The organism is Roseiterribacter gracilis, assembly GCA_018332375.1.
Lineage (GTDB): Bacteria > Pseudomonadota > Alphaproteobacteria > BOG-932 > Roseiterribacteraceae > Roseiterribacter > Roseiterribacter gracilis.
In genome coordinates this window covers 3,158,060-3,182,193 of record BOPV01000001.1, presented here as the reverse complement: position 1 = coordinate 3,182,193, position 24,134 = coordinate 3,158,060, and the positions used below count along the sequence as shown (strand labels likewise).

The window sequence follows — 24,134 nt, the reverse complement described above, 5'->3', positions numbered from 1 at the left end:
CCGACATGCAAAACTGGAAGCGCCTTTTCGCGCTCGGCCTGTTCTTCCTCCCGATGGCGACCACCGCAGCGCTGGCGCAAGAGCCTTGGCGCGATCGCGGCCCCGATCGCGCCTACGATCGTGGCTACGAACGTCCGTATTTCGACACGCGCGGCTGGGTCGAACGGTTCGACCGTCGTCTGAACGAGATCTCGGCGCGTCTCGACCAAGCCAAGATGAATCGCGATCTGAGCCCGCGCGAAGCACGCAGCCTGACGATTCAGCGCGATCGTCTGGCCGGCATGGAGCGGCAGGCTTTGGCCGACCGCTATGTCACGGCGGGCGAACGCGAACGTCTCGACAACGAGTTGCGCGCCCTGGCGCAGCGTCTGCGTCTCGAGATCAACGACCGCTGGTAATCGTCTGAACCGGCAGGCGGCGGAACCATCGCGTTCCGCCGCCCGCTTTTCTTCGCGTGAAAATCGCGACCTTCAACATCAACAACGTCAACCGGCGCCTGCCCAACCTGCTGCAGTGGTTGGACGCGGCAGCGCCCGATGTCGTCTGTCTGCAAGAACTGAAATCGACCGACCGCGCCTTCCCGGCCAAAGAACTGCGCGAAGCAGGCTACGAAGCGGTGTGGATCGGCGAGCAAAGCTGGAACGGCGTCGCGATTCTATCGCGCGGCAAAGCACCAGTGCTGACACGGCGCGCCCTACCCGGCGACGACCATGACTCGCAAGCACGCTATATCGAAGCTGCGGTGAACGGCGTGCTGGTTGCATCGCTCTATGCACCCAACGGCAATCCGCAGCCCGGTCCGAAATTCACGTACAAGCTGGCCTGGCTGCAGCGGTTGCAGCGCCACGCCATGGCGTTGAACGTAACCGGCGCACCGATCGTGCTTGCGGGCGATTACAATGTCGTGCCGACCGACGCCGACATCTATCCGACGCGATCCTGGAACAACGACGCGCTGTTGCAACCCGAAGCGCGCGACGCTTATCGCCGGCTGTTGGCGCAAGGCTGGATCGACGCGATCCAGACGCTGCATCCCGACCCGCCGCTCTACACATTCTGGGATTACAAGCGGCAACGGTGGGAGCGCAATGCCGGGCTGCGCATCGATCACCTGCTGCTGAACCAAAAACTACAGCCGCGCCTGCACGAAGCCGGCGTCGACAAAGCGGTGCGCGGCGAACCCCATGCCAGCGATCACGCGCCCGCCTGGATCGTGCTGCGCTGAACCAAATCGGCGCTGGTCCGTTGGCGCTGCATGGGGTCGTATCGCGAACATGAAGAAGCCCTGCTGGACCGCGCACTTGCCGGTGCGCCGCTTCTATTCGTCGATTTCGAAGCCTCGTCGCTGAATCAGAAACGGTCTTATCCGATCCAATTCGGCTGGCAGCGCGTGGTCGGCGATCGTTTGACCGATAGCGGTTCGTTTCTGATCCGCACCGCACCGGAATGGGACGTGCCCGGCGCCTGGTCGGACGAAGCCGCGCGCATCCACAAGATCAACAAAGACGAACTTGTGCGCGGACTGGCGCCGATCGCAGCCGCGGCACGTACGCGCGACCTGATCGGCGATGCGGTCGTAATCGGCGACGCACCCAGCTACGACCGGCATTGGTGGCGCGTCTTGCTGGATCAGTTGCCGGCGCGACCGGCACCGCCGGTGATGATCGATCTCGACGAGCTTGGCATGCGCGTCGCGCACGGCGACGAAGCCTTGCTGCGCGCGGCGCGCGAAGTTGCAACGACGAAGCGCCCCGCCACGCATCGCGCCGGTGACGACGCGATGCATCTGGCCGTGCGGTGGCTGGAGATTCAGCGGCGGATCAGGCTTTCTTCAAAAACTCGGTCCGCAGCACCAGCCCTTTGACCTTGTCGGCGTTGCATTCGATCTCGGCCGTGTCGTGGGTGAGACGAATGTTCTTGACCAAGGTGCCGCGCTTCAACGTGACCGACGTGCCTTTGACTTTGAGGTCCTTGATCAGCGTGACGGAATCGCCGTCGCTGAGTTTGGTCCCGTTGCTGTCGTGGGTGATTTCTTCGTCGTCGTCGGCCATCTCGTTCCTCGCGTGAATCGCTACGCAACCTCGTTGAAAGGGCGTTCGCTGTCCATATGCGCGATCTGTGCTTCGGGATAGCGCGCGCCTGCAGCCGCACCGGCGGGAATAGCCGCTTCGATCTTGGCAAGATCGTCGCTCGACAATTTCACTGCCAAGGCGCCCAACGCTTCTTGCAACCGGTCGCGACGGCGCGCGCCGACCAGCGGCACGATGTCGTCGCCGCGCGACAGAACGAAGGCGATTGCGATCTGCGCCACCGTGATACCGCGCGCATCGGCAAGTGCGCGCAACGCATCGACCAGCGCCAGATTGTGATCGAGATTTTCACCCTGGAAGCGCGGGCTGAGCGCGCGGAAATCCTTTTGCCCGCTGCGGTCTTTCGACCAGTGGCCGCTGATCAGGCCGCGCGACAGCACGCCATAGGCAGTGATGCCGATGCCAAGCTCGCGGCAGGTTGCAAGAATGCCATTGCGTTCGATATCGCGCGACAGAAGCGAATATTCGATCTGCAGATCGGCAATCGGATGCACCGCATGGGCGCGTCGGATCGTGGCGGCACTGACTTCGCTGAGACCGATCTGGCGCACGCGGCCAGCTTTGATCTCGTCGGCAATCGCACCGATCGTGTCTTCGATCGGCACGTTGGGATCGAGACGGGCGGGACGATAGATGTCGATATAGTCGGTGCGCAGACGCTGCAGGCTGTAGGCGAGAAAGTTTTTCACCGCGGCCGGACGCGAATCGTAGCCGAGGAAGCCTTTGTCGGCGTCGCGTAGCGCGCCGAACTTCACGCTCAACAACAACTGATTGCGCGCGCGGCTTTGCAGCGCTTCGCCGATCAGCATCTCGTTGTGGCCCATGCCGTAAAAATCGCCGGTGTCGAGCAGAGTGATGCCTGCGTCGAGTGCGGCGTGCAGCGTCGCGATGCTCTCCTGGCGATCGGCGGGGCCGTAGAAATCCGACATGCCCATCGTGCCGAGGCCGAGGCCGGAGGTTTGCGGGCCGGTGCGGCCCAAGGTGCGGCGTTCCATCTGAGGTCTCCCAAAAGGTGACTGGCAAAAGGTGACCGGAAGATCGGCCTCGCGCTTGCATCCGATAAGCCGTACAAATCCGTATGAACTATCCGGAATAGCGGACAATGACGCCGGACCTTGCCGACCTGACCCTGTTCGCCAGCGTCGCCCGCTACCGGTCTTTTCGGCGCGCCGCGGTCGAATTGCGCCTTTCGACCTCCAGTCTCAGCGAACGGGTGCGCGCGCTGGAGGAACGGCTGGGCGTGCGCTTGCTCAATCGCACGACGCGCAGCGTCAGCCTGACCGCGGCCGGTGAATCGCTGCTTGCGGGATTGACGCCGGCTTTGTCCGAGATCGACACCGCGGTCGAACGCGCACGCGCGTTGAGCGATACGCCGAGCGGCACGTTGCGCATCAACGCACCAACGCCGGGCGTACGCTTGACGCTGGCGCCGCTGCTGATCGACTTCATGGCAGCGCATCCGCGCATCAAGGTCGAACTGGTGGTCGACAATTCGCTGATCGACATCGTCGCGGCGGGATTCGATGCCGGCGTGCGCTATGGCGAGCATCTGGCGCGCGACATGATCGCAGTGCCGCTCGGCGCGCCGCAGCGATTTGCGCTGGTCGCTGCGCCGTCGTTCCTTGCGACGCACGGCACGCCGCGCAAGCCCGACGATCTGATCGGTGCGCCATGCATCCAGCATCAGTTTCTGGGCGGGGCGCGGCCCGATTGGGAATTCGAGCGCGACGGCACGGTCACGCATTTCCGCCCCGACGCGCGCCTGGTCTGCACCGACATCGAAACCAAAATCGACGCGGCGATTGCGGGTCTTGGCTTCTTGTCGACGTTCGAAGGATTCGTGCGCGCGCCGGTCGAAGACGGGCGCTTGGTCGAAGTACTGCGCGACTGGCAGCAGGAATTCCCCGGCCCATTTCTCTATTACGCGTCGCGGCGCCAGATCCCGGCCGGGCTGAAAGCTTTTCTCGAATTCCTGCGCGCGCGGCGCTAGCAGGTAACGGTCCTTTCGATAAGATCCCTCCCGTCAACCCGCGAAGGATCTTCCGATGATGTTGCAGTTCGCCCGGCCGCTGGTGCTCGTCGTTGCGTTGGTGTCTGCCGCACAAGCAGCAGAGACGAAGTATCAAACACCGCCGGCGCCGATCGCAGCCATGATCGACGCGACGCCGACGCCGCGCGTGATCGTGAGCGGCGACCGCAAGATCCTGGGCATCCTTGGCCGCGAAAACCTGCCGACGGTTGCGGCGCTGGGCCAGCCGATCCTTCGTCTGGCGGGACACCGCATCAATCCGCGCACCAACGGCCAAGCCGAAATCCGGATGAACTGGCTGACCGAAATGTCATTCCAGGACATGCAAAGCGGCACGGTGAAACGCGTCGCACTGCCGGCCAAAATGCGCTTCGCCGATCCGGCCTGGTCACCCAACAACCAGCATCTCGCTTTCGTCGCCGAAGCAGCCAACGGCTTGGAATTGTGGGTCGCCGACGTCGCGACCGCGCAGGCGCGTCGCGTGACAGGCGCGGTGCTGAACGCGACCTTCGACGCGCCGTTCATCTGGCTGCGCGACAGTTCGGGCTTCATCGTCGCCAGCGTGAAGGCCGATCGCAAAGCACCGCCGCAACGCTCGACCGCGCCTGACGGTCCTACGGTGCAGGAAAATCTCGGTCGCGTTGCGCCCAACCCGACCTACGAAGATCTGTTGGAGAACGCGCACGACGAGGCGCTGTTCGACTATTACTTCACCTCGCAGCTGGCGCGCGTCGACATCAAAGGCGGCGCGCTGCAACCGATCGGTAAAGCCGGCCTGATTGCTGCGTACAGCCTGTCGCCCGACGGCAAGCATCTGCTGGTGACGCAGAACAAGCGCCCGTTCAGCTACGTCGTGCCGTCGAATTTCTTCCCGACCGAAATCGCGGTGTGGAGCGCGACCGGCACAGTCGAACATCGCGTCGTCGATCGTCCGTTGATCGACAATTTGTCGACTGCACGCGATTCAGTCGCGCCTGGACCGCGCAACGTGTCGTGGCGCAACGACGCGCCCGCAACCTTGGTCTGGGCCGAAGCGCAGGACGGCGGCGACCCCGCACGCGACGTGCCGATGCACGACCGCGTCTTGTTGCAGGACGCGCCGTTCAAGGACGCGCCGCGCACGCTGACCGACGTCAAAGAACGCTACGTCACCACTGTCTGGGGTCGCGACGACGTTGCGATGGTGATGACGCGCTGGTTCAAGACGCGCCACGAAACGCGGTTGCTGGTCGATCCCAGCAAGCCTGGCACGTCACGCATCTGGTTCGAGCGCAATGCGCAGGACCAATACAAGGATCCGGGCACGCCGGTCCTCAAACAAAACGCAGCTGGTCGGCCGGTAATGCAGTTCGCATCGGACGGCAACAGCGTGCTGACCGCGGGGCTGGGTGCCGCGCGCGACGGCGATCATCCGTTCCTGGCGCAGATGGCGCTCGATACAGGTGCGGTGAACAAAATCTGGACCGCCAACGAAGAGTCGGTGCACGAGATCGTCGCCGGCGTGTTGGACGATGCCGGCACCTTGCTGCTGACCCAGCGCCAGAGCGCGACGCAGCCGCCGAATTATTTCGTGCGCAAAACCGGCGCCACCGACGCGCCGCGGCAATTGACGCAGTTCGCCGATCCGATGCCGCAATTTGCCGGCGTGCAGAAACAGACGGTCGCCTACAAGCGCGCCGACGGCGTCGCGTTGAGCGGCACGCTGTATCTGCCGCCGGGGTATGACCCGAAGCGCGACGGTCCGTTGCCGACGTTGTTGTGGGCCTATCCGACCGAATTCACTGACGCCGCGGTCGCGGGGCAGGTCGTTGACCGCGCCAAGAACCGCTTCACGCGCCCGCAAGGGATCAGCCATCTGTTTCTGGTCACGCAAGGCTATGCCGTGCTTGACGGACCCAGCATGCCGATCATCGGCGTGAACGGCGCCGAGCCGAACGACACCTATATCGAACAGCTGCGCGACGACGCCAAAGCGGCGGTCGATACGGTGGTTGCAATGGGCGTTGCCGACCGCGACCGGATCGCCGTCGGCGGTCACAGCTACGGCGCGTTCATGACCGCGAATTTGCTGGCCCATACCGATCTGTTCCGCGCCGGCATCGCACGGTCCGGTGCATACAACCGCACCTTGACGCCGTTCGGATTCCAAGCCGAGCAACGCACCTACTGGCAGGCGACCGACACCTACCAAAAGATGTCGCCCTTCACCTATGTGCAGAAGATCAAAGCGCCGGTGCTGCTGATCCATGGCGGCGCCGACGACAATTCCGGCACCTTCCCGATCCAAAGCGAACGTTTCTATGCCGCGCTGAAAGGCAATGGCGCGACCGTGCGTTACGTCGTGCTGCCGAACGAACCGCACGGCTATCGCGGCCGTGAATCGACGCTGCATACGTTGTGGGAAATGAACGGCTGGATGGAGCGCTACGTGAAGAACGCACCGCCGCGTGCACGGGCCGATGCGGGTGCAAACGAACCGGCGCCGACCGCGCGCTAGTGTGCTGGATTTGAAGTTTGTCCCATCTCGGGACACACACCGAGGCAAACTTCAAATCCAAGAAGCGGACACCAGTTGACCGGAAGAGATTCGACCACGAAGCTGCGCGCATCATGGCCATTAAGCTTGTCTCAGGCGCAATCGCGACCTTGCCGCGTTCGACCACCGGTCCGATCGCGGTCGTGTTCACCAAAAGCGATCCGGTGCTGATCTACGACAACGAAGATCGGTTGCGCTTTCAGGTCGAGATCATGGCCAACAAACCGGCCAACTTGCTGGTGCAGGCATCGGGTGAGTTTCGCCGCGCGATGATGAGCAGCCCGTTGCTGGCCGCCGACGGCCGCACCGAAGTTCTGGTGTTGGCGGCACGGCAAGTGACGTTGATCGGCCCGTCCGACGACATCGATATTTATCATATCGGCAAGACGACCGCGCTGCGCCACCTGGCCAGCGCCTACGGCGAATCCAGATCGGAGAGCGACGACAGCGTTCGCATCGGCGCGCAGCTCAACGAGATTGCGATTGCCGTCGCGCACCATATCTGGCCCGGCAGCACAACCGCCGACGGGCGCGGCGCGCGCGCCAAACAAGGCATCGCGGAAACCGCAAACCGCATGCAGGAACTTGCCAAACAATTGCGCAGCAGTCCCGATGCGATCGATGCATCGGATTTGCTGGGTCTCGCCGCCTTCCGAACTTTGATTCAAGCGACCAGCAAAGACGGCAGCTTGCCCGCGCAATTTGCCTTGAGCGGCACGTTGGACATGACGTCGCTGCGCAAAGCCGGTGCGGAAATACGCGGCCTGCTGAAAACCGATCTTGGGGACGTGCCGATCGCGCTCGAAGCGTCGCAGCTTGCGGCGGTGCAGACGCGGGCTACCGACAAATTGACGATGCAGTGCGAACCCGGCGCGCACGGACGGGTGCGCGTTTCGTCGGTGGCTTAGTCGCGGAAGTTCACGAACTGCAGCGGCTGTTCGATCTTCAGCCCTTTCAGCATCGCAATCGCTTCTTGCAGGTCGTCGCGCTTTTTGCCGGTGATGCGCACTTCGTCGCCCTGAATCGACGCCTGGACTTTCAGCTTCGATTGTTTGACCGCAGTCGTGATCGTCTTGGCGAGTTCGCGGTCGATCCCCTGCTTGATCACGATCTGCTGGCGCACGCGGTCGCCTGAGGCGCGCTCTTCGTCTTTGAAGTCCAGCACTTTGGGATCGATCTTGCGGCGCACGAAATGCGTCATCAGCAATTCGTGCATCTGCTTGGCTTTGGGCGGGTCGTCGGCGTGCAACGTCAGCACCGATTCTTCGCGTTCGAACTTGCAGTCGGCGCCCTTGAAGTCGAACCGCGTGCCGATTTCGCGGCCAATATTGGCCAGCGCATTATCGACCTCATTGAGATCGGTCTTGGACACGACGTCGAAACTCGGCATAGGCGTCTCGCGAAAAGAAAAACGAACGAGGGACAGCGCTTACGGCGCGGTCGCCTGCGATGCAACGGTGGCGGCCGCCGCTGTCGGAAACTTGAATTCGAAATGCGCTGCAAACCGTTCGAAATGCGCGGTGTCGTGCAGCTGCGCGGCTTTGACCGCGACTTCGGCGTCGGCCATGCCATCGGCACGGCCTTTTTGTCCCGGCGAGGTCAACAGCGCCTGCGCCAGCAGCTCCAGCCCTTCTTGCAGCTGGCTGTCGCGTTGTCCGGGATCGCCCAGCAACTTCATCGCTTCCATCGCGGCGATGGTCTTGATCACCATCGTGTCGGGATCGGCACCGTCATTCCGGGCGATGATCGACGCGACGCCGTCGAGATAGCCGACGTAATAGCGCGCCGAGGCTTTGGCGCCCGAGACGAGAATGTAGGGCGGCGTCTGTTCGAGCAGCCAATCCCGAAAATCACGAATCTTCGGCACGGTGTTCTTGCCCTGCGTCGGGCGCACCATCACGCGTGTGTTGCGCGCCTTGCGACGACGCGACAAGGCAAGCACGGGCAACGCGATCAGGCCGAAAAGAACGGCTCCGACGACGATCCAGGCGCCTTGCGACAATTCCGGCATTACGGCTCCCAAATTCGCGTTCTGCGAGCGGCACGGTAGAGAAACCGGCCGCGCAAGCAATACGGACGCGAGCTTAACGCCGTGGAATTTCCGGTGGACGACCTGCTGCGGTGCGAAGCGTCTTAACGAACGCCGCGGCGCCGGTCGGTCTGGGCGCGGCGGTCGAGTTCGCTGTCCGGGCGTTCGGCGCTGGCATCGGCGAGGCGGGATGCGGGCAAATAGAGGCGCGCCACCGTGCCGGCGCCCACCCCGTCGCTGGCGAGTTCGAACCGTCCGCCATGCGCTTCGATCAGACGGCGCACCAAGGGCAGGCCGACGCCGGTGCCGACGGTTTCGGATGGGCCGCCAGCCTGGCCGAACAGCTCCATCACGCGCGCCAGATCGGCCGGATCGATGCCGCGTCCGGTGTCGGTGACACGGATCATCACCTCGCCCGATTCGAGGCGCAGCGCGTCGACCGTGATCAGGCCGGCGGGCGAGAATTTGATCGCGTTGGCGATGAGGTTGAGCAGCGCCTGGCGCAGACGCTTTTCGTCGCCGCGCACTTGCACCGGATCAACTTGGCCCTGCTGCAGGATGATCTTGGCTGCATCGGCCAGCGGTTGCATCTGCGGCAGCACCCAACCGACCAGCGCGTCCAGCGAAACCGTGTCGTCGGTCAAGGTCAGACGTCCGGCTTCGGCGCGCGCGAGATCCAGCACGTCGTTGATGATCGCGACTTGATGTTCGCCGTTGGCGACGATGCGATCGACGAAGTCGCCATAGCGTTCGTCGCCGAGTGGCCCGAAGGTGCGCGCCTGAATCAGCTTTGCGAAACCGATCACCGCTGTCATCGGCGTGCGCAGCTCGTGGCTGATATGGGTCAACAACAGACCGCGCGCTTCGTAGGCGCGGTCGACCTGCCATTTCGCGGTTTCGATTTCGCGCACCAACATCCCCAGCTCGTCCGACTTGGCTTGCAGCTCGGCATGCGAGTCCGACAATTCCAATTCGCGCAATTTCAATTCGGTAATGTCGGTGCGCAGTCCCAGCACGCCGCCGTCGCTGGTCGCGGCTTCGCGGCACAACAGCCAGACGCCGCTGGTGAGACGAATTTCGGCGCGCACTTCCTTGCGTTCCGACGGCGGCAGTTTCCACCATTCTTCGCCCGAACTTGCATCCGCTTCGAGCAGGCCGCTGCCCAGCACGAATTGGCGCCAGGCGCGCCAGTTCAAACCCGGTTGCAGCAAATGGCCGATCGGATCGAAGAAGGCGCGATAGGGCGAATTCGCCAGCACGAGACGCCCATCGCCGTCCCACACGGCAACGCCGTCCTGCATCGTCTCGATCACGTCGCGCAGGCGATTTTCGATCACGCCCAGCCGCTCGGTTTCCGCCGCAAGCGCGGTGACCAAAGTGGCGCGGCGTTTGTGGCCCGCATACAGACCGGCCGTCGCCATCAGGCAAAGCAAGGTCAGGATCGCGCCACTGGCGCCGAGATATTTCGCGCGCAGCCAGACCGGCGCCAACACGTCGTCCCGGCTATAGCCGACCGAAACGCCGAGCGGAAAACTTGCGAGACGTTGCACCGAAATCAGTTTCTGCAGTCCGTCGATCGGACTCCGTGTTTCGACATAGCCGGTTTCGTCCTGCGCGATCATTTCCGGCAGAACCAACAGACGGCGTTTGCCTTCGAGCATTTCGTCGGTGAGGCGCGAGCGCGACAGCAACTGGCCGAAGCGATCGAAAATCTGCGCGCTGCCGCCCGGTCCGAGATTGATGCGATCGAAGAAGCGCGCGAATCCGAACGGGTCGAGCGCAACGACGACGGCGCCTTTATGGATGCCGTTCTCGAGAATTGGGCGCGCGATGTTGATCGCCCATCTTCCCTGCACGCGACCGCGAATTGGTTTGTCGACGAAGACCGCGTCTTCAGTCATCGCTTCGGTCACGCGCACCCATTCGCGATCGGCGAACATGCGCGGCAGTGATTCCGGCGGCGGCACCAGAAAGGCGCGCCCGGTGGCATGCTCGTCGACCACAACGGCCTGCGTATAGGCGTCGGTGATCAGACCCAGCTCGCGCGCACGGATGAACGGATTGACGTTCGGACGCAGCTGCATCTCAGATCGCAGGAACCGGAGCAGCCGGTCGGCGTCGGCGAATGTCCGGTCGACCTGCTCGGCCAGCGCGCTTGCCAGGGCGCCGGTCGATTGGTGCGCCTCTTCGATCTGCTGCTTGCGGTCGAGCAGCAGGAAGGACGCGAACGCGATCCAGATCGACGCGATGACGCCGAACCCGAACAGCCAGATCAGAAGCGCTTGGCGCCGTTGTGCGATCGTGAGGTCGCTCATGCCCCGGACCATGCGCCGTCCTGGTAACGGATGTCTAAATTTCATGCGCAGTCGCCAGCCCACGGAAAAATCGGGCAGGTTGTCGTTCGATTCGACCTCGGGGGATTCATGGACCGGCCAGAGACCAGCACCGAAGCGGCGCATGCGCTGTTGCTGCAGGACGTCGCCAAAAGCTTTGACGGCACCAATGCAGTCCGCGGGATCGATCTCGCAATTCGGCCTGGCGAATTTTACGGCCTGTTGGGCGCCAACGGCGCGGGCAAGACGACGACCCTGCGGATGACGGTTGGACTGCTGAAGCCCGATCGCGGCGCGATCCAGATTTTCGGCATCGATGCCTTGCAAGACCCTGCGGCAGCCAAACAGAAACTTGCCTGGCTGCCCGACGAGCCGTTGCTCTACGAGCAACTGACGCCGCTCGAATATCTCGAATTCGTCGCCGGGCTGTGGCGCATCGACGCCAAGGAAGCGGCCGACCGCGCCAGCACCTTGCTCGACCGTCTCGATTTGTGGAGCCAGCGCGATACGCGTTGCGCCGCCCTGTCGCGCGGCATGAAGCAGAAAGTCTCGCTGGCCGGTGCGCTGGTGCACGATCCGCGCTTGCTGATTCTGGACGAGCCGCTAACCGGACTCGACCCGGCCATCCAACGTCAGGTGAAAGACTTGTTGCTGGCGCGCACCGATGCGGGCTGCACCATCATTCTTGCGACGCATATTCTCGACGTCGCCGAACGGCTGGTGAATCGCGTCGGCATCATGCGCGACGGTGCGCTGGTCGCCCAGGGCACTTTGGCCGAGTTGCGCATCCAGACCGGACGCAAGGACGCAACGTTGGAAGACATCTTCCTGGCGCTGGCCATTTCACAAAGCGCGGCCGTCGCATGAACCTGCTCATGCCTGGATCGATTCCGTGGTTGATGCGGCACGAGCTGCGCCTGGCCGCGCGCGTCAATAAAAAGCCATGGCGGTTGCTGATCATGTTGGGGATCGCCCTCGTCGTCATGCATGCGGTCGCGTATCCGATCAGCCGCGGCGCGCTGCTGCTGCAGAACAAGCTCACCGGCAAATTCGATTTTTCGCCCATCTTGCCGCTGCTCGGTGCCGCCTTCTGGTTCGTGCTCGGCATGACCGTGATGAACGCAATCGGACGCACCTTGAACGCGCTGTTTCTGCGCAACGATCTCGACTTGCTGTTTTCGTCGCCGCTGTCGCCGCATCGCGTGCTTGCGATACGCGCCTTCGCCATCGTTGCGGTTGCGATCGTGCCGCTGGCGATCGTTGTGCTGCCGTTTGCCAACATGCTGGCGATCCTGGTCGCAGCGCACTGGCTGTCGCTGTATCTCCTGGTTCTGACCATCGCCGTCGTCGCGACCGTCATTGCGATGCCGCTGTGCGTCGCACTGGTGCGCATTCTTGGCGTGCGGCGCGCGCAGACGTTGGGCCAAGTCGTCGGCATTCTGTTCGGCCTCACGATGGCGTTCGGATCGCAGCTCGGATTCGGTCCGCGCGGTGCGATTCAAAGTGCGGGCAAACAATGGTTCATGGTCGGCGGCGGCCCGCCGGCCTTTCTGCGCTGGAGCGGCGAGCTGGTTCTGGCGCCGCCGCTGCCGCTGCTGGCGGTGCTACTCGGCGCCAGCATCGTGCTGTTGTTGTTCAGCCGCTGGTTCGGCGGCGCGTTCGCAGCGATTGCAGCGACGAGTTCGGCCCGCGCCGCGCGCGCCGGCCGTGCAACTAGGCGCGGCGCGATCCGCTTCGCCACCCACAATCTGGTCGGGCTGTTCGCGCGCAAGGAATGGCGGTTGATCCTGCGCAATCCGGCGCTGCTGCTTGGCGTCGTGTCGGGGCCGTTGCTGCAGATGATCGCGCCGGCGCTGTATGCGTTCCGCAACCAGATCGGCGACGGCGAGAAAATCCCGGCGCTTTGGGTGTTCCTGGTCTTCGTGATCGCGCAGGTCGCCGGCGGCGTCGCGTGGCTGGCGCAGTCCGGTGAAGATGCGCCGGACTTGATACGCCTGGCGCCCGTCGATCAATCCACCATCACGCGCGCCAAAGCGATCGGCGTGCTGGCACCGCTGCTGGCAATTCTCGGCGCTGCGTCGGTCTGGCTTTCGTTCGTCGAAATCGACTACGGCGTCGCCATCTTCGTCTGCGGCAGCGCGGCCGCCATCTCTTGCGCCTTGATCAATGTCTGGTACATCGAGCCCGGCGACCGCAAAAAATTCGCCGCACGGCGCAAAGGCCATTGGGGCATCGCGCTCGCCGAATTCGCGTTGGCGAGCCTGTGGAGCTGGGCCGCGTGGAAAGCGATCGACCAGCACTACTGGGTCACTGGCGTCGCCGTCCTCCTCGCGTTGGGCTTGCTCGCGCTGCTGCGTAAGAAGTAGGAAATTGGTTATGCTGCTGCACATTTCGACCTGGCAAGAAATCGACGCGTTCCTCAAGACGTCGAAAGCGGTCCTGATTCCGATCGGCTCGACCGAACAGCACGGACCCAACGGCTTGCTGGGCACCGACTTTCTGTGTCCCGAGCTGATCGCGCATGAAGCACAGAAGCATGCCGAGATTCTGATCACGCCGCCCTTCGTCGTCGGTATGGCGCAGCATCATCTGGGTTTTGCCGGCACGATCAGCCTGCGTCCGTCGACGATGATTCAGGTGATCGTCGATTGGGTGAATTCGCTGACCAAGCACGGGTTCGAACGGATCTATTTCTTGAACGGCCATGGCGGCAACGTCGCCACCATCAACGCGGCCTTTTCTGAGATCTATGCCAGCGCCAGCTTCGCGTCGCGCCCGGTCAATTTCGCTTTGAAGCAGCGCAATTGGTGGGAACTGCCAGGCGTGCAGAGTCTGTCGGAACAGCAATTTCCGGTCGGACTCGGCAGCCACGCGACCGCAGCCGAAGTTGCGGTGACGCAAGCCGGCTACGGCGTGAAGCAAGCGGCCTACGAGCCCAAGATCGCGCCGACCGGTCCGATCTATGACGCGATCGATTTCCGCCGCCGCTATCCCGACGGGCGGATGGGATCGGATCCGGCGCAGGCGACGCCCGAGAAAGGCCGCGCGTTGATCGAACTGGCTGCGGCCGAGCTGGTGAAGGATTTCGCTGCCTTCGCGCGCTGAATCGGTGCAAGTAGGAGCCGATGCACGCCGCCAACATCGATCTCGGTAACTTCTGGCTGACCGCGTCGGCGATTCTATTCGCCTTCGTGATGGGGCTGTTGATCGGGATCGAGCGGCAATGGCGCCAGCGCACCGGTGGCATGCGCAGCAACGTGCTGGTTGCGGTTGCAGCCGCCGCCTTCGCCGATCTTGGGTTTCGTCTACGCGGCGTCGAGGGTGCGACGCAGATCGTCGCCTATGTCGTCTCGGGCATCGGCTTTCTCGGCGCCGGCGTCATCGTCAAAGAAGGCACGAATATTCGCGGCCTCAACACCGCCGCGACCTTGTGGGGCACAGCCGCAGTCGGTGCGTTGTGCGGTTGTCGTCTGGTTGCCGAAGCGGCTTTGCTGACCGGCGTGGTTCTGGCGGGCAATACGTTGCTGCGGCCGCTGGTCAATTGGATCAACCGCCGGCCGCTGCATGAAGCGATGGTCGAAGCGCATTACCGCATTCACGCAGTCTGTCCGCCATCGTCAGTCCCGGCGGTGCGCAGCCTGTTGCACGGCATGTTGCGCGCGCATCATTTCCCGATCCGCAAAATCGAAACGCTGTCAGAAAGCGACGAGGCGATCGAACTGGCCGCGGAAATCGTGCCGCACGCGGCCGAGGCGACCGAGCTTGACGACGTCGTCGCCAAGCTCGAACGCGCGCCCGAAATCATGAGCGCAAGCTGGAGCGTCAGTACCGTTAGCTAGGCCGTCTTGCCGGCATATTCCGGCAGCGCCTGACCGACGATCTTGCCGCGCTCCGCCGGCTCCATCGCTTTGGCTTCGGTCATCGCCCATTCGATTTCATCTTCCGGCACGCCGCTCGATTCACGCAGCCATGCTTCGAGACTGCGACCGCCGCGTTCGGCGTCGCTTGGACGTTTGATGCGGCCGCGCACGATCAGAATGCAGGCGCCCACCAGTGCCAGAATTTCTTCCGGCGGAATGATGATGCCGTCGCGATATTTCTTCGGCGCATCTTTCTGCGGCGGCTTTTCGTCCATCAATGCGCCTCGTTTCTAGCGAGCAGCAGATGACCGAAGAACTGGCGCACGATCAAGACCACGATGCCGGCAAAGCCGACCATCGCGGCATGCATCAACCAGAAATCGGTTGCTGACATCTTTTCGAGAAAGCCGCCGAGACGGCCAGCCAGATTGTTGGCGACGAAGAAGTGCAGATAAAAGACGCCCATCATCGTCGCGCCGATCGCCGGCGGCGACAGGCGCGAATAGAGCGCGAGCGCGGCCGGGAAGGCGTTGCCGAAGCCGATCGAGTTCAGCACGTGGAACGCAACCAGCCACAACATGCCGACCTTTTCGCCGGTTTGCTGGCTGATAAATGCACCCGCCGCCAAAGCCAGCACGCCGCTGACGCTAGAGATATAGCCGATCGCCATTTTGGTGATTTCGTTCGGCTCGGTCCGCTTCTTCGACCACCAGCGCCAGAACACGACCCACCCAAGCAAGAAGCCGGTCGAGGTGATTGCGTCGAGCGTGATCAACCAGGTCGTCGGGAACGGATAGCCGAACAGCCGCAGCGATCCGCTCTGATCGGCCCACACGATGTACGCGTTGAAGATCTGCTGGTTGGCGACGACACCCAACGCCAGCACCGGCAGCAGCACGACCAGCAAGGTCAGCGTCTTGCCTTCGCCTTTGCGCAACTTGGTCGGCGCACCGGTGCGGCCTGCGCGCCGTTCGATCAACGGATCAGCCGGCAGATAGCCGCTGCCGGCGCGATAGACGAAGAGGCCGATCAACATGCCGATACCGGCAGCGCCGAATCCCCAATGCCAGCCCACCAATTCGCCCAACGTGCCGCACACGAGCGGCGCGATGATCACCGACGCGTTGATGCCGATGTAATAGATCTGGAACGCGCTGGTGACGCGCAAATCGCCGGGCTTGTACAGCGCACCGACTTGGCTTGCGATATTGCCTTTGAAGCAACCGACGCCGAACAACAGACACAGCAGCGCCAACAGAAATGGCATTTCGAACGCCATCAGGAAATGACCGATGGTCATCAAGATCGCACCGATCGTCACCGTCATTTTGCGACCGAGCACGCGGTCGGCAATCAGCCCGCCGAAGATCGGCGTCAAATAAACGAGGCCGGTATAGAGACCGAAGATTGCCGACGCGAAGGCTTGCACCGACACCGGCCCGTACATGCTCTCGACGAAGGCGCGCAGGCCGTTGATGCCTGCAACATTCTCGACATGTCCCGGCAGCAACAACTGCCGCACCATGTACAGCACCAGCAGCGTCTGCATGCCGTAATAGGAAAAACGCTCCCACACCTCGGCAAAGCTGAGATAGGCGAGGCCGCGCGGGTGGCCGAGAAAGACGCGGTCATCGCGCGCGTCGATTGGCGTGTTTTGGGTAACGCTGGTCATTTTTTGTGCCGTCCCTGTTTCTCGACCGGTACCGGATATCGTCTTCCGGGTCGAGCAATCGGTGCGGTGCGCGGACGCCGGGAACCTCTGGGTGCGACGCAGCGTCTTGGTTCCATGCACTGCCTATGTCGCTGTAAAGTTGAGTTCCTGTGACGCCGATACCCGCCCACCCCACGTCGAAGCGCCCCCATCGCCTATGGCTTTTGTCCGGATTGGCCGTGCTTGCGGCAGCGACCGCGGCGCTGGCCGGCGACCTGCATCCATTCGGCGTCGATCCGCGCGCCGCGTTACGCGGCGGCAGGCCGGTCACGTTTCACGCTGAAACCGCGGCCGAACCCTACGAAGTACAAGTCCCGTGGCATGGCCGCGCCGTCGTCTTTCACGGCTCGTTCCAACGCGGTGCGAGTGATGCGGTGCGTCGCGCGTTCGACGCCAATCCACATGCGCGCGTGCTGCAGCTCGCCAGTGGCGGCGGCTGGGTCGGCGAAGCGGTGCGCGCCAGCCAGTTCCTGCGCGAACGTGGCATCGAAACCGAAGCGGTCGGCACGTGTTTTTCGGCCTGCAGCATCGTCTTTGCCGGCGGCGTAAAACGGCGCGCGCGTCCCGACGTGCAGATCGGGTTTCACACCGCGAATTATAACGGCATGGATCCGGCAACGGTGGAGCGGCTGCAGACGCGCATGCGCGAAGCCTATGAAGCGGCCGGGTTCGACAATGCGCTGGTCGACGAGATCATGCGCACGCCGTTCGAACGTATGTGGATTCCCGAGCGCGACGAGTTACGCGCCGCCCGGGTTCTGACCGACTGACCTTGCAGCGCCGGCGTCAGGCCGGCGTTTGCTGCAACGTCAAATCCGCCATCGTGCGCAGCAGCGGAATCAGCGTCGTCACTTGCGGCCGGCGACGGAAAATCTTGGCCGTCGTGCGATCCGAGATTTCGACCAGATGCTGCAGCTTGGCGATGCCGATGCCGAGTTCCTGAAAATGACCCGACGCATCGCGCAGGAAATTCATGAAGCCGCGCGGATCGCCGGCGCCGCCGAATAGATCGTTGAACGCGCCCTGATAGGTCGCAAAGCGTTTGTCGATGTCGCGCAGCGTTTCGAAACAGAACGTATGGAGATGGCCGGCGACGGCCTGCACGCCCTGGCGTTCGCGCTGGCCCGGCGCGTCTTCGTATTTGCGCAGACCCTGCAGCCAGGTGATGAATTCCATCATGCGCGCCCGGTCGCGCGCATGTTCGTGCTGGAAATACAGAACGCCTTTCCAGGCATAGAAGCTTTCGTCGCAGGTGGCGCGATCGAGTTGAAACGCGTCGGCGAGTTCTTCCAGCGCCGGACGATCGGAGAGATGCCACAACACCGCCAGCAGCCGATCGAGCTTGGCTTTCGCCTCATCGCTCTTGGCCGGAAAGACGGCGGCGAAGATTTTCTCGAACTGGCCGCGAATGAAATTCCCGATCGATTCCCACTCCGCATCCGAAACGTCAAAATAGCCTTTGCCGACCGGGATCTTTTCCATCTCGAACCGGTCGCGCAGCAGAAACGGCGCCAGGGTCGGCAGCTTGTCGAAGATGCGAAGTACTTTTGAATCGGCCGCAAACGCGTCGCTGCGTTCTTTGAGATCGACCAGCTCGCCAAGCGCGGTGCGAAACGCAGCCGTGCCGTAGACGATGGTGCGCCCGCCATCGGTCGGCTGGTTGGGATCAAACGGCAGATAGAGTTTGGTACAGACTGGCGGCAACCGACCGGATGCGTTGTCGGGAAACACGGTGCCGGGCGGCGGCGTGTCCTTGATCAACACCGCGTGATTGAAGACGCGCAGTTGGAACGGCGTCGGCGCTGCCGGGTCGAACGCATGCGCCCGGTTATAGGCCGCAGCGCAATCGAGCACGCGGCTCGACCCAGAGGACAAGGTGAATTGCAGCGCCTGATCCATGCCTGGACTCCCCCGATCCCGCCGTTGCTGCGGTTCGGGGAAAGCTGCCTGGAAGCGAGCTTCTTGCCAAGCGAAGGGCGCGTCAGACACCCAAAGTCAGACGATTCCCGGTCGTCGAGGTGATCAACTGGTCGGGCATCAATTCATGGGCGGCGGCGACAAAGTTCGTACCGCTGCAATGCATCGGCAGAACCAGATCGGGCTGCAGCGCCTTTACCGCCTGGGCGACTTCGGTCACGTACGACGCTTGCGCCGGATAGAGATGAAAGCCGCCGATCAGCGCGTGCACTTTTTGGATGCCCGACACTTTCTGCGCCTGACGCACTGCGTTCACCATGCCGCCATGGCCGCAGCTGGAAATCATCACCAGGCCGCGACCGCGCAAATGGAAGCACGTCGCATGTTCGTGCCAGTGCTGGTTCGATTCGAGATTCCCTTTCAGCTCGGCGGCGCTGAAATGGCCCGCGTCGCAACCCGCGCCGTCATGCTGGCCGTATTCGACCAGCGTATTGGCCTGCACTTTCTCGAACGTCGTGCGCGGCACCGCACCAGTTGAGAAGGCGTGGTCGCCAATCAGGCGCGGCTTTTCTGCGGTCGACCAATTGACCGACAGACGTTGCAAATCGGCGCGATCAAGCACGGTGAATTGCTTGGGCTGACCGTCAGGTCCCTTCTGCAATTGGAAGCAGAAATTGTCTTCGCCGCCGACCACGAGCGGAATGTTGGGGCGCAGATTGGCGCGATACGCTTCGAGGAATCCGATCAGGCCACCATAGTGATCGCCATGACCGTGGCTGAGGATCAACCCATCAAGCTGGGCTGCATCGAGACCCAGCACTTTAAAGTTGTTCAGCATCACGTCGGGCGTCGAACCGAAATCTAGCAGCTGCTGGCGCACGACGCCGTCGCGCGTTGATTTGAGATGCAGCGACAGACCCCATTGGCTGTCGATCGCCTGCAGGCTGCGACCATTGCCGACCAGGCCGATGCCGCTTCGCTCGACTTTCACCAACGGATGTTCGGTCTTGTCGAGATACAGCTCGTGGCCGCTATCGATCACGATGCGAATCTCAAGCCTGTCGATCTCGGGCACTTTCAGCACCGGCGCAGCAGCGGCGGGCCGCATGCTGAACAAAGCAGTCGCGGCGGCGGCGCTGCCGAGGAAGTGCCGGCGGGAAGCATTCATCGTCATGACTTTTCCTTGGTCAGAAGAGCACGAATGGACGGAGCGATTTCGTCGGGCGACAGATCGGGCGTCGCGAAATCGGCCAGCAATTGCCGGTTCGGCGCGACCAGAAAGAACGACGAGCTGTGGTCGATGCTATAATCGCCCAGCTTGGGATCCTGGTAGCGCGTGACATGCACGTGAAAGCGGCGCGCCGCGTCGGAAACCGACGCTTCGCTGCCGGTCAGCGGCAAAATACCGGCGCGGAACAAGGTGACGTAGCTGTCGAGCGCAGCCGGCGTGTCGCGCGACGGATCCAGCGTGACGAAGACCGGCTGCACGCGCGGCGCCAACGATCCCAACCGGTCCATCACCTCGGCAAGATCGGCAAGCGCCGTCGGGCAGATATCAGCGCAACGCGTATAGCCGAAATAAATCAGCAGCCAGCGCGCAGGCAGATTGCGCATCGCCGCCGGCCTGCCATCGGTGCGTCGCAACGACCAGTCGACCTGCTCGGCTGCATGCGCAGGCACGACGAAGAACAGACAAAGCGCGAGACGCCACCACATCGCATAGCTTGTAGCGCCGCAACCAAGGCGACGGAATTACACGCTAGGACCGTCTATTCGCCTGCTGCGCGATCCAGCGGTCGACGCGCTGTTCCAACAGATCAAGCGGCAACGGCCCGCCCAACAGAACCGCATCGTGGAAGTCGCGCAGATTGAACTTGTCGCCCAGCGCGGCGGTTGCTTTGGCGCGTAACGCTTGCAGTTTCAATTCGCCGATCTTGTAGGCGGTCGCCTGGCCCGGCCAGGAAATATAGCGTTCGAGTTCGGTCTGGATATTGTGCGGCGCCAGCGCCGAATTGTCGGTGAAGCAGGCGCGCGCCTGTTCGATCGACCAGCCTTTCCAATGAATGCCGGTATCGGCGACGAGACGGCAGGCGCGCCACATCTCGTACGACAGACGCCCGAATTTTTCGTACGCGTCGCGATAGATGCCGAGATCGGTGCCGAGGCTTTCGGAATACAGACCCCAACCTTCGACAAAGGCGGTGACGTCGGCGTGACGCCGGAACCAAGGTTGCTCGCCAAGCTCCTGTTGCAACGCGATCTGCAGATGATGTCCCGGCACCGCTTCATGCAGGGTCAGCGCCGGCAATTCGTATAGCGGCCGCTGATCCAGCTTCGACGTATTTACGAGATACTGTCCGGCAACGCCCAGCGTGGGACTGCCCGGCGAATAGCGGCCGGTCGTGTAAGCGAGTTCGATTTCGGCTGCGACCGGCGTCACGCCATAAGGCAGGCGCGGCAAGGTACGAAAGACGCGCGGCAATTGTCCGTCGATCCGTTTCGCAATCTCGGACGCGCGCAGCAGCAGCTCTTCGCGCGACTGCGCGTAGAACCGTTTGTCGCTGCGCAGGAAGGCCAAGAACTCGGTGAAGCTACCGTTGAACTTCGCCTCTGCCATCACCGCGTCCATCGCGGTGCGAATGCGCGCGACTTCCGACAGACCCAACGCATGGACCTGATCGGGCGTCATCGACGTCGTCGTATAATGTTTGATTGCAGCCGCGTAATAGGCGCGGCCATTGTTCATCTCACTGGCGCCGAGCGACGCGCGCGACTTGGGTAGATATTCGGTTTCGAGAAACGTGACGAAGGCGGCGCGCGCAGGCGCAACCTTGTCGCGCAGAATTGTTTTGGCGCGCGTGCGCAGGGCATCGCCGTCGGCGATCGTGGCTGGCAATTTCGCAAGCGGCTTCAGCAACGGATCGAACTCGACCGGCGTCGCCGCTTGCGTCTTTGCGATTTCCAGCACGCGCTCGGTGGTCATGCGCGGCTGCACGAAGCCGGTGGCAAGGCCGCGCCGTGCATTCTCGATATTGTCCGCGTACCACACCGGCGCTGCATCGAGCCGCGCCAGCCAGGCTTCGGCGTCGGCAACCGTATCGATCGCGGTCGCGTCGGCGGTTTCGCGCAGCATCGTGTGAAAGCCGCTATCGCTATTGAACGGCAGCCGCGCAACGTCGAACGACAACAGTGCGAGGCGGTCGTCGACGGTCGCGCGCAGCACGGCAAGATTGAGCTGCGCGTCGGCCGACAGAGTCTTGGCGTCGATCGCGGCCAACCGCGTTTTGAATGTCTGCAGCGCTTGGGTCCGCGCACGATCGGCGGCTGGTTTGACGTCGGGCAGACGCGACAACTGCGCCCGGTCGCCGTCCTGACCGGCGCTGACCGGATCGTCGGCGCGATCGAACCGTTCGAAGTCGGCAATGACCTGGCGCAGCGCAGTCTCTGGCGGCGCGGCCAGCAGCGTCAGGAGCAAGACAACACGAATCATGGCGCAATCCTCCGGGCGCGGAGTATTGAGCCGTTCGTCAGCGCGGCAAAGGCCGCGCCCGGATCAGGCGCTACGCACGCTGGCGATGAAGGTCGCGACTTCGCGGCGCAAGGTTTCGGCTTCTTTCGACAGGCCACCCGCCGCGCTCAACACTTGCGCCGACGCGGTGCCGGTTTCTGCCGCGGCCTGGTTCACACCCGCAATGTTCGACGACACTTGCTGCGTGCCGCGCGCCGCCTCGGCGACGTTCGACGAGATGTCGCGCGTCGCCGCCCCTTGCTCTTCGACCGCGGCCGCAATCGCGCCGGTGATTTCGCTGATCCGCCCGATCGTCTGGCCGATATTTTCCATCGCCGTTTTGGCACCGCCGGTGGCTTGCTGGATTTCTTGAATCTGCGCCTGGATTTCCTCGGTCGCTTTTGCGGTCTGGGTCGCCAGCGCTTTGACTTCGCTCGCGACGACGGCAAAGCCTTTGCCCGCTTCGCCGGCGCGCGCCGCTTCGATGGTTGCGTTCAACGCCAGAAGATTGGTCTGGCCGGCGATGGTCTGAATCATTTCCATCACCGTGCCGATCCGGGTTGCAGCCCCGACCAGGCGTTCGATCGTTTCGCTGGTTCGTTCGGTTTCCTGCACCGCGCGCGATGCGATCTCGTTCGAGCCGGTGACCTGGCGCGCGATTTCCTGAATCGACGCCGACAGTTCTTCGGTCGCGGCCGCAACCGTCTGCACGTTGCTGCTGGCCAACTCCGACGCCGATGCGACGGCAATCGCCTGGCGCGTGGTTTCGTCGGCGGTGCTCGACATCGAGCTTGCCGAGCCCTGCATTTCGGTCGCTGCCGACGCAACGGTTTCGACCACGCCCATCACGCTGGCTTCGAAACCGTCGGCCAGTTTCAGCATCGCGGTGCGACGATCTTTTTCCGCCTGCGCCTTCAACGCTTCTTGTTCGGCTTGCAGCCGTTGCATGTCGAGGCCGTTTCGCTTGAAGACTTCGACCGCGCGCGCCATCGCACCGATTTCGTCTTGACGCGCCGCACCGCCGATCTCGACCGCGTAATTGCCGCCCGCCAGGACCGTCATCGCGTCGGTCGTCGCCTGCATCGGCCGCACGATGCTGCGTGCGATCAGGATGCTGAGCACCACCGTCAGCGCCAAAATGAGCAGCACGCTGTAGACGAGCAGCGACTTGCTTTCCGCGATATTGCCCTGCAGCCGCTTTTCGCTGGCTGCGGAATCGTTGTTGGCGAGTTCCTGCAACTTGGCCGTCGTGCCGGTCATCGCGTTGCCGTGCACGGTGAAGTTTTTGAGATGGTCGACGCGGCCGTTCATCAGGCCAGTGCTTTTATGCGCCGCGTCCTGGAAGGCGTGGGTTTCGGTGACGAGTTGTTTGAAGCCGGCGCGAATCTGGTCGCTGGTGATCGCAGCGGCTGCCTGATCCGCGGCAGCGAAATAGCGTGCGAAGGCCGCGTCCGACGCGGCGACGTCGGCAAGACCGGCACCGGCCAGTTCGCGCTGGCGCACGACGTCGGCTTCGGCGCGGGTGAATTCGATCGCGGCGGTTGCAAGCGCCGCGGCGCCCGGGTCGCGCGCCTGGCGCGCTGCGTTGCCCAGTTCGCCGAAAGCCTTTTCGATGCGAATACCGTCATCGCTGATCGACTTGGCAAAGAAGGTGACGCTCTCGGTCGCCAGCTTCTGATGGTCGACCCAATCCTTGGTGTAGTCGGCAATCGCGCCTTGTAACTGCGTCAGCAGCGTTTTGGCTTCTGGGTTGGCGGTCTTCTGCGCAGCGGCCACGAGATCTCGGAGCTGCGCCAGATTGCCGTCGGAGAGTTTGGCGAAGTCGGGATTCAAACTGCGCAGCCATTGATTGACTGTCACGCGCACTTTTTGCGAAACGAGGTCAATCGACTTCAGATCCGAGACTTGGCCTTGCGCGGTTTTGAAACCGTCGACGCCGTCCTGGATGCGATTGACCATCATGACGCTGAAGGCGCCGGTGATGGCGAGAAGCAGAAGCACGATGCCGAAACCGCCGAAGATGCGGCCCTTCAATGTCAGCTTCACTTGGATCTCCCCAACAACGCGGATTTTCGGGGAGGCTGCGGCCAGGAATTGAGCGAAAGCTTAATGCACATGCTG

23 protein-coding genes are annotated in these 24,134 nt (G+C 63.0%); 11 read left to right on the top strand and 12 right to left on the bottom strand.

All coding sequences use genetic code 11. From position 1 onward, the window contains the following. The first annotated feature begins 5 nt into the window (after nt 1-5). From TMPK1_RS15895 to TMPK1_RS15885, 3 genes are read left to right on the top strand one after another with little or no spacing between them, the layout of a single operon-like run. Complete coding sequence (locus TMPK1_RS15895; protein WP_420244172.1) at nt 6-398, top strand: hypothetical protein; 393 nt, start codon at nt 6-8, stop codon at nt 396-398. 56 nt (nt 399-454) lie between these two features. After that, nucleotides 455-1,225, top strand: a complete 771-nt coding sequence (locus TMPK1_RS15890) for an exodeoxyribonuclease III (protein WP_420244171.1) — start codon at nt 455-457, stop codon at nt 1,223-1,225. A gap of 30 nt (nt 1,226-1,255) precedes the next feature. Next, entirely contained in the window at nt 1,256-1,864 is a 609-nt protein-coding gene (locus tag TMPK1_RS15885) for a 3'-5' exonuclease (protein ID WP_420244169.1), read from the top strand. On the opposite strand, the gene TMPK1_RS15880 is transcribed toward TMPK1_RS15885, so the two are convergent. After that, nucleotides 1,821-2,051: an alkylphosphonate utilization protein gene (locus tag TMPK1_RS15880; protein WP_420244167.1), complete on the bottom strand. Its 231-nt coding sequence runs from the start codon at nt 2,049-2,051 to the stop codon at nt 1,821-1,823. The genes TMPK1_RS15885 and TMPK1_RS15880 overlap by 44 nt on opposite strands. A gap of 20 nt (nt 2,052-2,071) precedes the next feature. Continuing rightward, nucleotides 2,072-3,085: an aldo/keto reductase gene (locus TMPK1_RS15875; protein ID WP_420244165.1), complete on the bottom strand. Its 1,014-nt coding sequence runs from the start codon at nt 3,083-3,085 to the stop codon at nt 2,072-2,074. A 107-nt stretch (nt 3,086-3,192) separates the two neighbouring features. Between TMPK1_RS15875 and TMPK1_RS15870 the strand changes: the two genes are divergently transcribed. The 3 genes from TMPK1_RS15870 (at nt 3,193) to TMPK1_RS15860 (ending at nt 7,563) form a co-directional block, all read left to right on the top strand. Further along, the gene (locus TMPK1_RS15870; protein ID WP_420244163.1) at nt 3,193-4,080 is read left to right on the top strand and encodes a LysR family transcriptional regulator; all 888 of its coding nucleotides are present in this window, start codon (nt 3,193-3,195) and stop codon (nt 4,078-4,080) included. Between the two features lie 55 nt (nt 4,081-4,135). Next, nucleotides 4,136-6,616: a S9 family peptidase gene (locus tag TMPK1_RS15865; RefSeq protein WP_420244161.1), complete on the top strand. Its 2,481-nt coding sequence runs from the start codon at nt 4,136-4,138 to the stop codon at nt 6,614-6,616. A 113-nt stretch (nt 6,617-6,729) separates the two neighbouring features. Beyond that, nucleotides 6,730-7,563 (top strand): hypothetical protein, encoded by an 834-nt coding sequence (locus TMPK1_RS15860; RefSeq protein WP_420244159.1) that lies wholly within the window; start codon nt 6,730-6,732, stop codon nt 7,561-7,563. Here the strand turns inward: TMPK1_RS15860 and TMPK1_RS15855 are convergent. From TMPK1_RS15855 to TMPK1_RS15845, 3 genes are all read right to left on the bottom strand, one after another. Continuing rightward, nucleotides 7,560-8,045, bottom strand: coding sequence for a YajQ family cyclic di-GMP-binding protein (locus tag TMPK1_RS15855; RefSeq protein WP_420244157.1), 486 nt, complete (start codon nt 8,043-8,045; stop codon nt 7,560-7,562). The two genes, TMPK1_RS15860 and TMPK1_RS15855, sit on opposite strands and share 4 nt — an antisense overlap. Before the next feature lie 39 nt (nt 8,046-8,084). After that, nucleotides 8,085-8,666, bottom strand: coding sequence for a hypothetical protein (locus TMPK1_RS15850; RefSeq protein WP_420244155.1), 582 nt, complete (start codon nt 8,664-8,666; stop codon nt 8,085-8,087). A 122-nt stretch (nt 8,667-8,788) separates the two neighbouring features. Beyond that, nucleotides 8,789-10,999 carry a sensor histidine kinase gene (locus TMPK1_RS15845; RefSeq protein ID WP_420244154.1) on the bottom strand — a complete coding sequence of 737 codons (2,211 nt, stop codon included), beginning with the start codon at nt 10,997-10,999 and terminating at the stop codon, nt 8,789-8,791. A gap of 108 nt (nt 11,000-11,107) precedes the next feature. On the opposite strand from TMPK1_RS15845, the gene TMPK1_RS15840 reads away from it, so the two are divergent. From TMPK1_RS15840 to TMPK1_RS15825, 4 genes are read left to right on the top strand one after another with little or no spacing between them, the layout of a single operon-like run. Then, nucleotides 11,108-11,884 carry an ABC transporter ATP-binding protein gene (locus TMPK1_RS15840; RefSeq protein WP_420244152.1) on the top strand — a complete coding sequence of 259 codons (777 nt, stop codon included), beginning with the start codon at nt 11,108-11,110 and terminating at the stop codon, nt 11,882-11,884. Further along, nucleotides 11,881-13,383 carry a hypothetical protein gene (locus TMPK1_RS15835; RefSeq protein ID WP_420244151.1) on the top strand — a complete coding sequence of 501 codons (1,503 nt, stop codon included), beginning with the start codon at nt 11,881-11,883 and terminating at the stop codon, nt 13,381-13,383. The genes TMPK1_RS15840 and TMPK1_RS15835 overlap by 4 nt, the downstream gene beginning before the upstream one ends. Before the next feature lie 10 nt (nt 13,384-13,393). Further along, nucleotides 13,394-14,122 (top strand): creatininase family protein, encoded by a 729-nt coding sequence (locus TMPK1_RS15830; protein WP_420244148.1) that lies wholly within the window; start codon nt 13,394-13,396, stop codon nt 14,120-14,122. A 20-nt stretch (nt 14,123-14,142) separates the two neighbouring features. After that, the gene (locus TMPK1_RS15825) at nt 14,143-14,856 is read left to right on the top strand and encodes an MgtC/SapB family protein (protein WP_420244146.1); all 714 of its coding nucleotides are present in this window, start codon (nt 14,143-14,145) and stop codon (nt 14,854-14,856) included. On the opposite strand, the gene TMPK1_RS15820 is transcribed toward TMPK1_RS15825, so the two are convergent. Beyond that, nucleotides 14,853-15,152: a hypothetical protein gene (locus TMPK1_RS15820; RefSeq protein ID WP_420244145.1), complete on the bottom strand. Its 300-nt coding sequence runs from the start codon at nt 15,150-15,152 to the stop codon at nt 14,853-14,855. The two genes, TMPK1_RS15825 and TMPK1_RS15820, sit on opposite strands and share 4 nt — an antisense overlap. Further along, nucleotides 15,152-16,549 (bottom strand): peptide MFS transporter, encoded by a 1,398-nt coding sequence (locus tag TMPK1_RS15815; protein ID WP_420244144.1) that lies wholly within the window; start codon nt 16,547-16,549, stop codon nt 15,152-15,154. The genes TMPK1_RS15820 and TMPK1_RS15815 overlap by 1 nt, the downstream gene beginning before the upstream one ends. A 218-nt stretch (nt 16,550-16,767) precedes the next feature. On the opposite strand from TMPK1_RS15815, the gene TMPK1_RS15810 reads away from it, so the two are divergent. Beyond that, nucleotides 16,768-17,358 carry a COG3904 family protein gene (locus TMPK1_RS15810; RefSeq protein ID WP_420244142.1) on the top strand — a complete coding sequence of 197 codons (591 nt, stop codon included), beginning with the start codon at nt 16,768-16,770 and terminating at the stop codon, nt 17,356-17,358. 16 nt (nt 17,359-17,374) lie between these two features. Here the strand turns inward: TMPK1_RS15810 and TMPK1_RS15805 are convergent, their stop codons facing one another. The 5 genes from TMPK1_RS15805 to TMPK1_RS15785 form a co-directional block, all read right to left on the bottom strand. Next, nucleotides 17,375-18,487, bottom strand: a complete 1,113-nt coding sequence (locus tag TMPK1_RS15805) for a hypothetical protein (protein ID WP_420244141.1) — start codon at nt 18,485-18,487, stop codon at nt 17,375-17,377. An 82-nt stretch (nt 18,488-18,569) separates the two neighbouring features. Then, nucleotides 18,570-19,673 carry an MBL fold metallo-hydrolase gene (locus TMPK1_RS15800; protein ID WP_420244140.1) on the bottom strand — a complete coding sequence of 368 codons (1,104 nt, stop codon included), beginning with the start codon at nt 19,671-19,673 and terminating at the stop codon, nt 18,570-18,572. Between the two features lie 2 nt (nt 19,674-19,675). Next, nucleotides 19,676-20,221, bottom strand: a complete 546-nt coding sequence (locus TMPK1_RS15795) for an SCO family protein (protein WP_420244139.1) — start codon at nt 20,219-20,221, stop codon at nt 19,676-19,678. Between the two features lie 43 nt (nt 20,222-20,264). Next, entirely contained in the window at nt 20,265-21,995 is a 1,731-nt protein-coding gene (locus TMPK1_RS15790; RefSeq protein WP_420244137.1) for a DUF885 domain-containing protein, read from the bottom strand. A gap of 63 nt (nt 21,996-22,058) precedes the next feature. After that, nucleotides 22,059-24,059 carry a methyl-accepting chemotaxis protein gene (locus TMPK1_RS15785; RefSeq protein WP_420244136.1) on the bottom strand — a complete coding sequence of 667 codons (2,001 nt, stop codon included), beginning with the start codon at nt 24,057-24,059 and terminating at the stop codon, nt 22,059-22,061. Between the last annotated feature and the right edge of the window lie 75 nt (nt 24,060-24,134).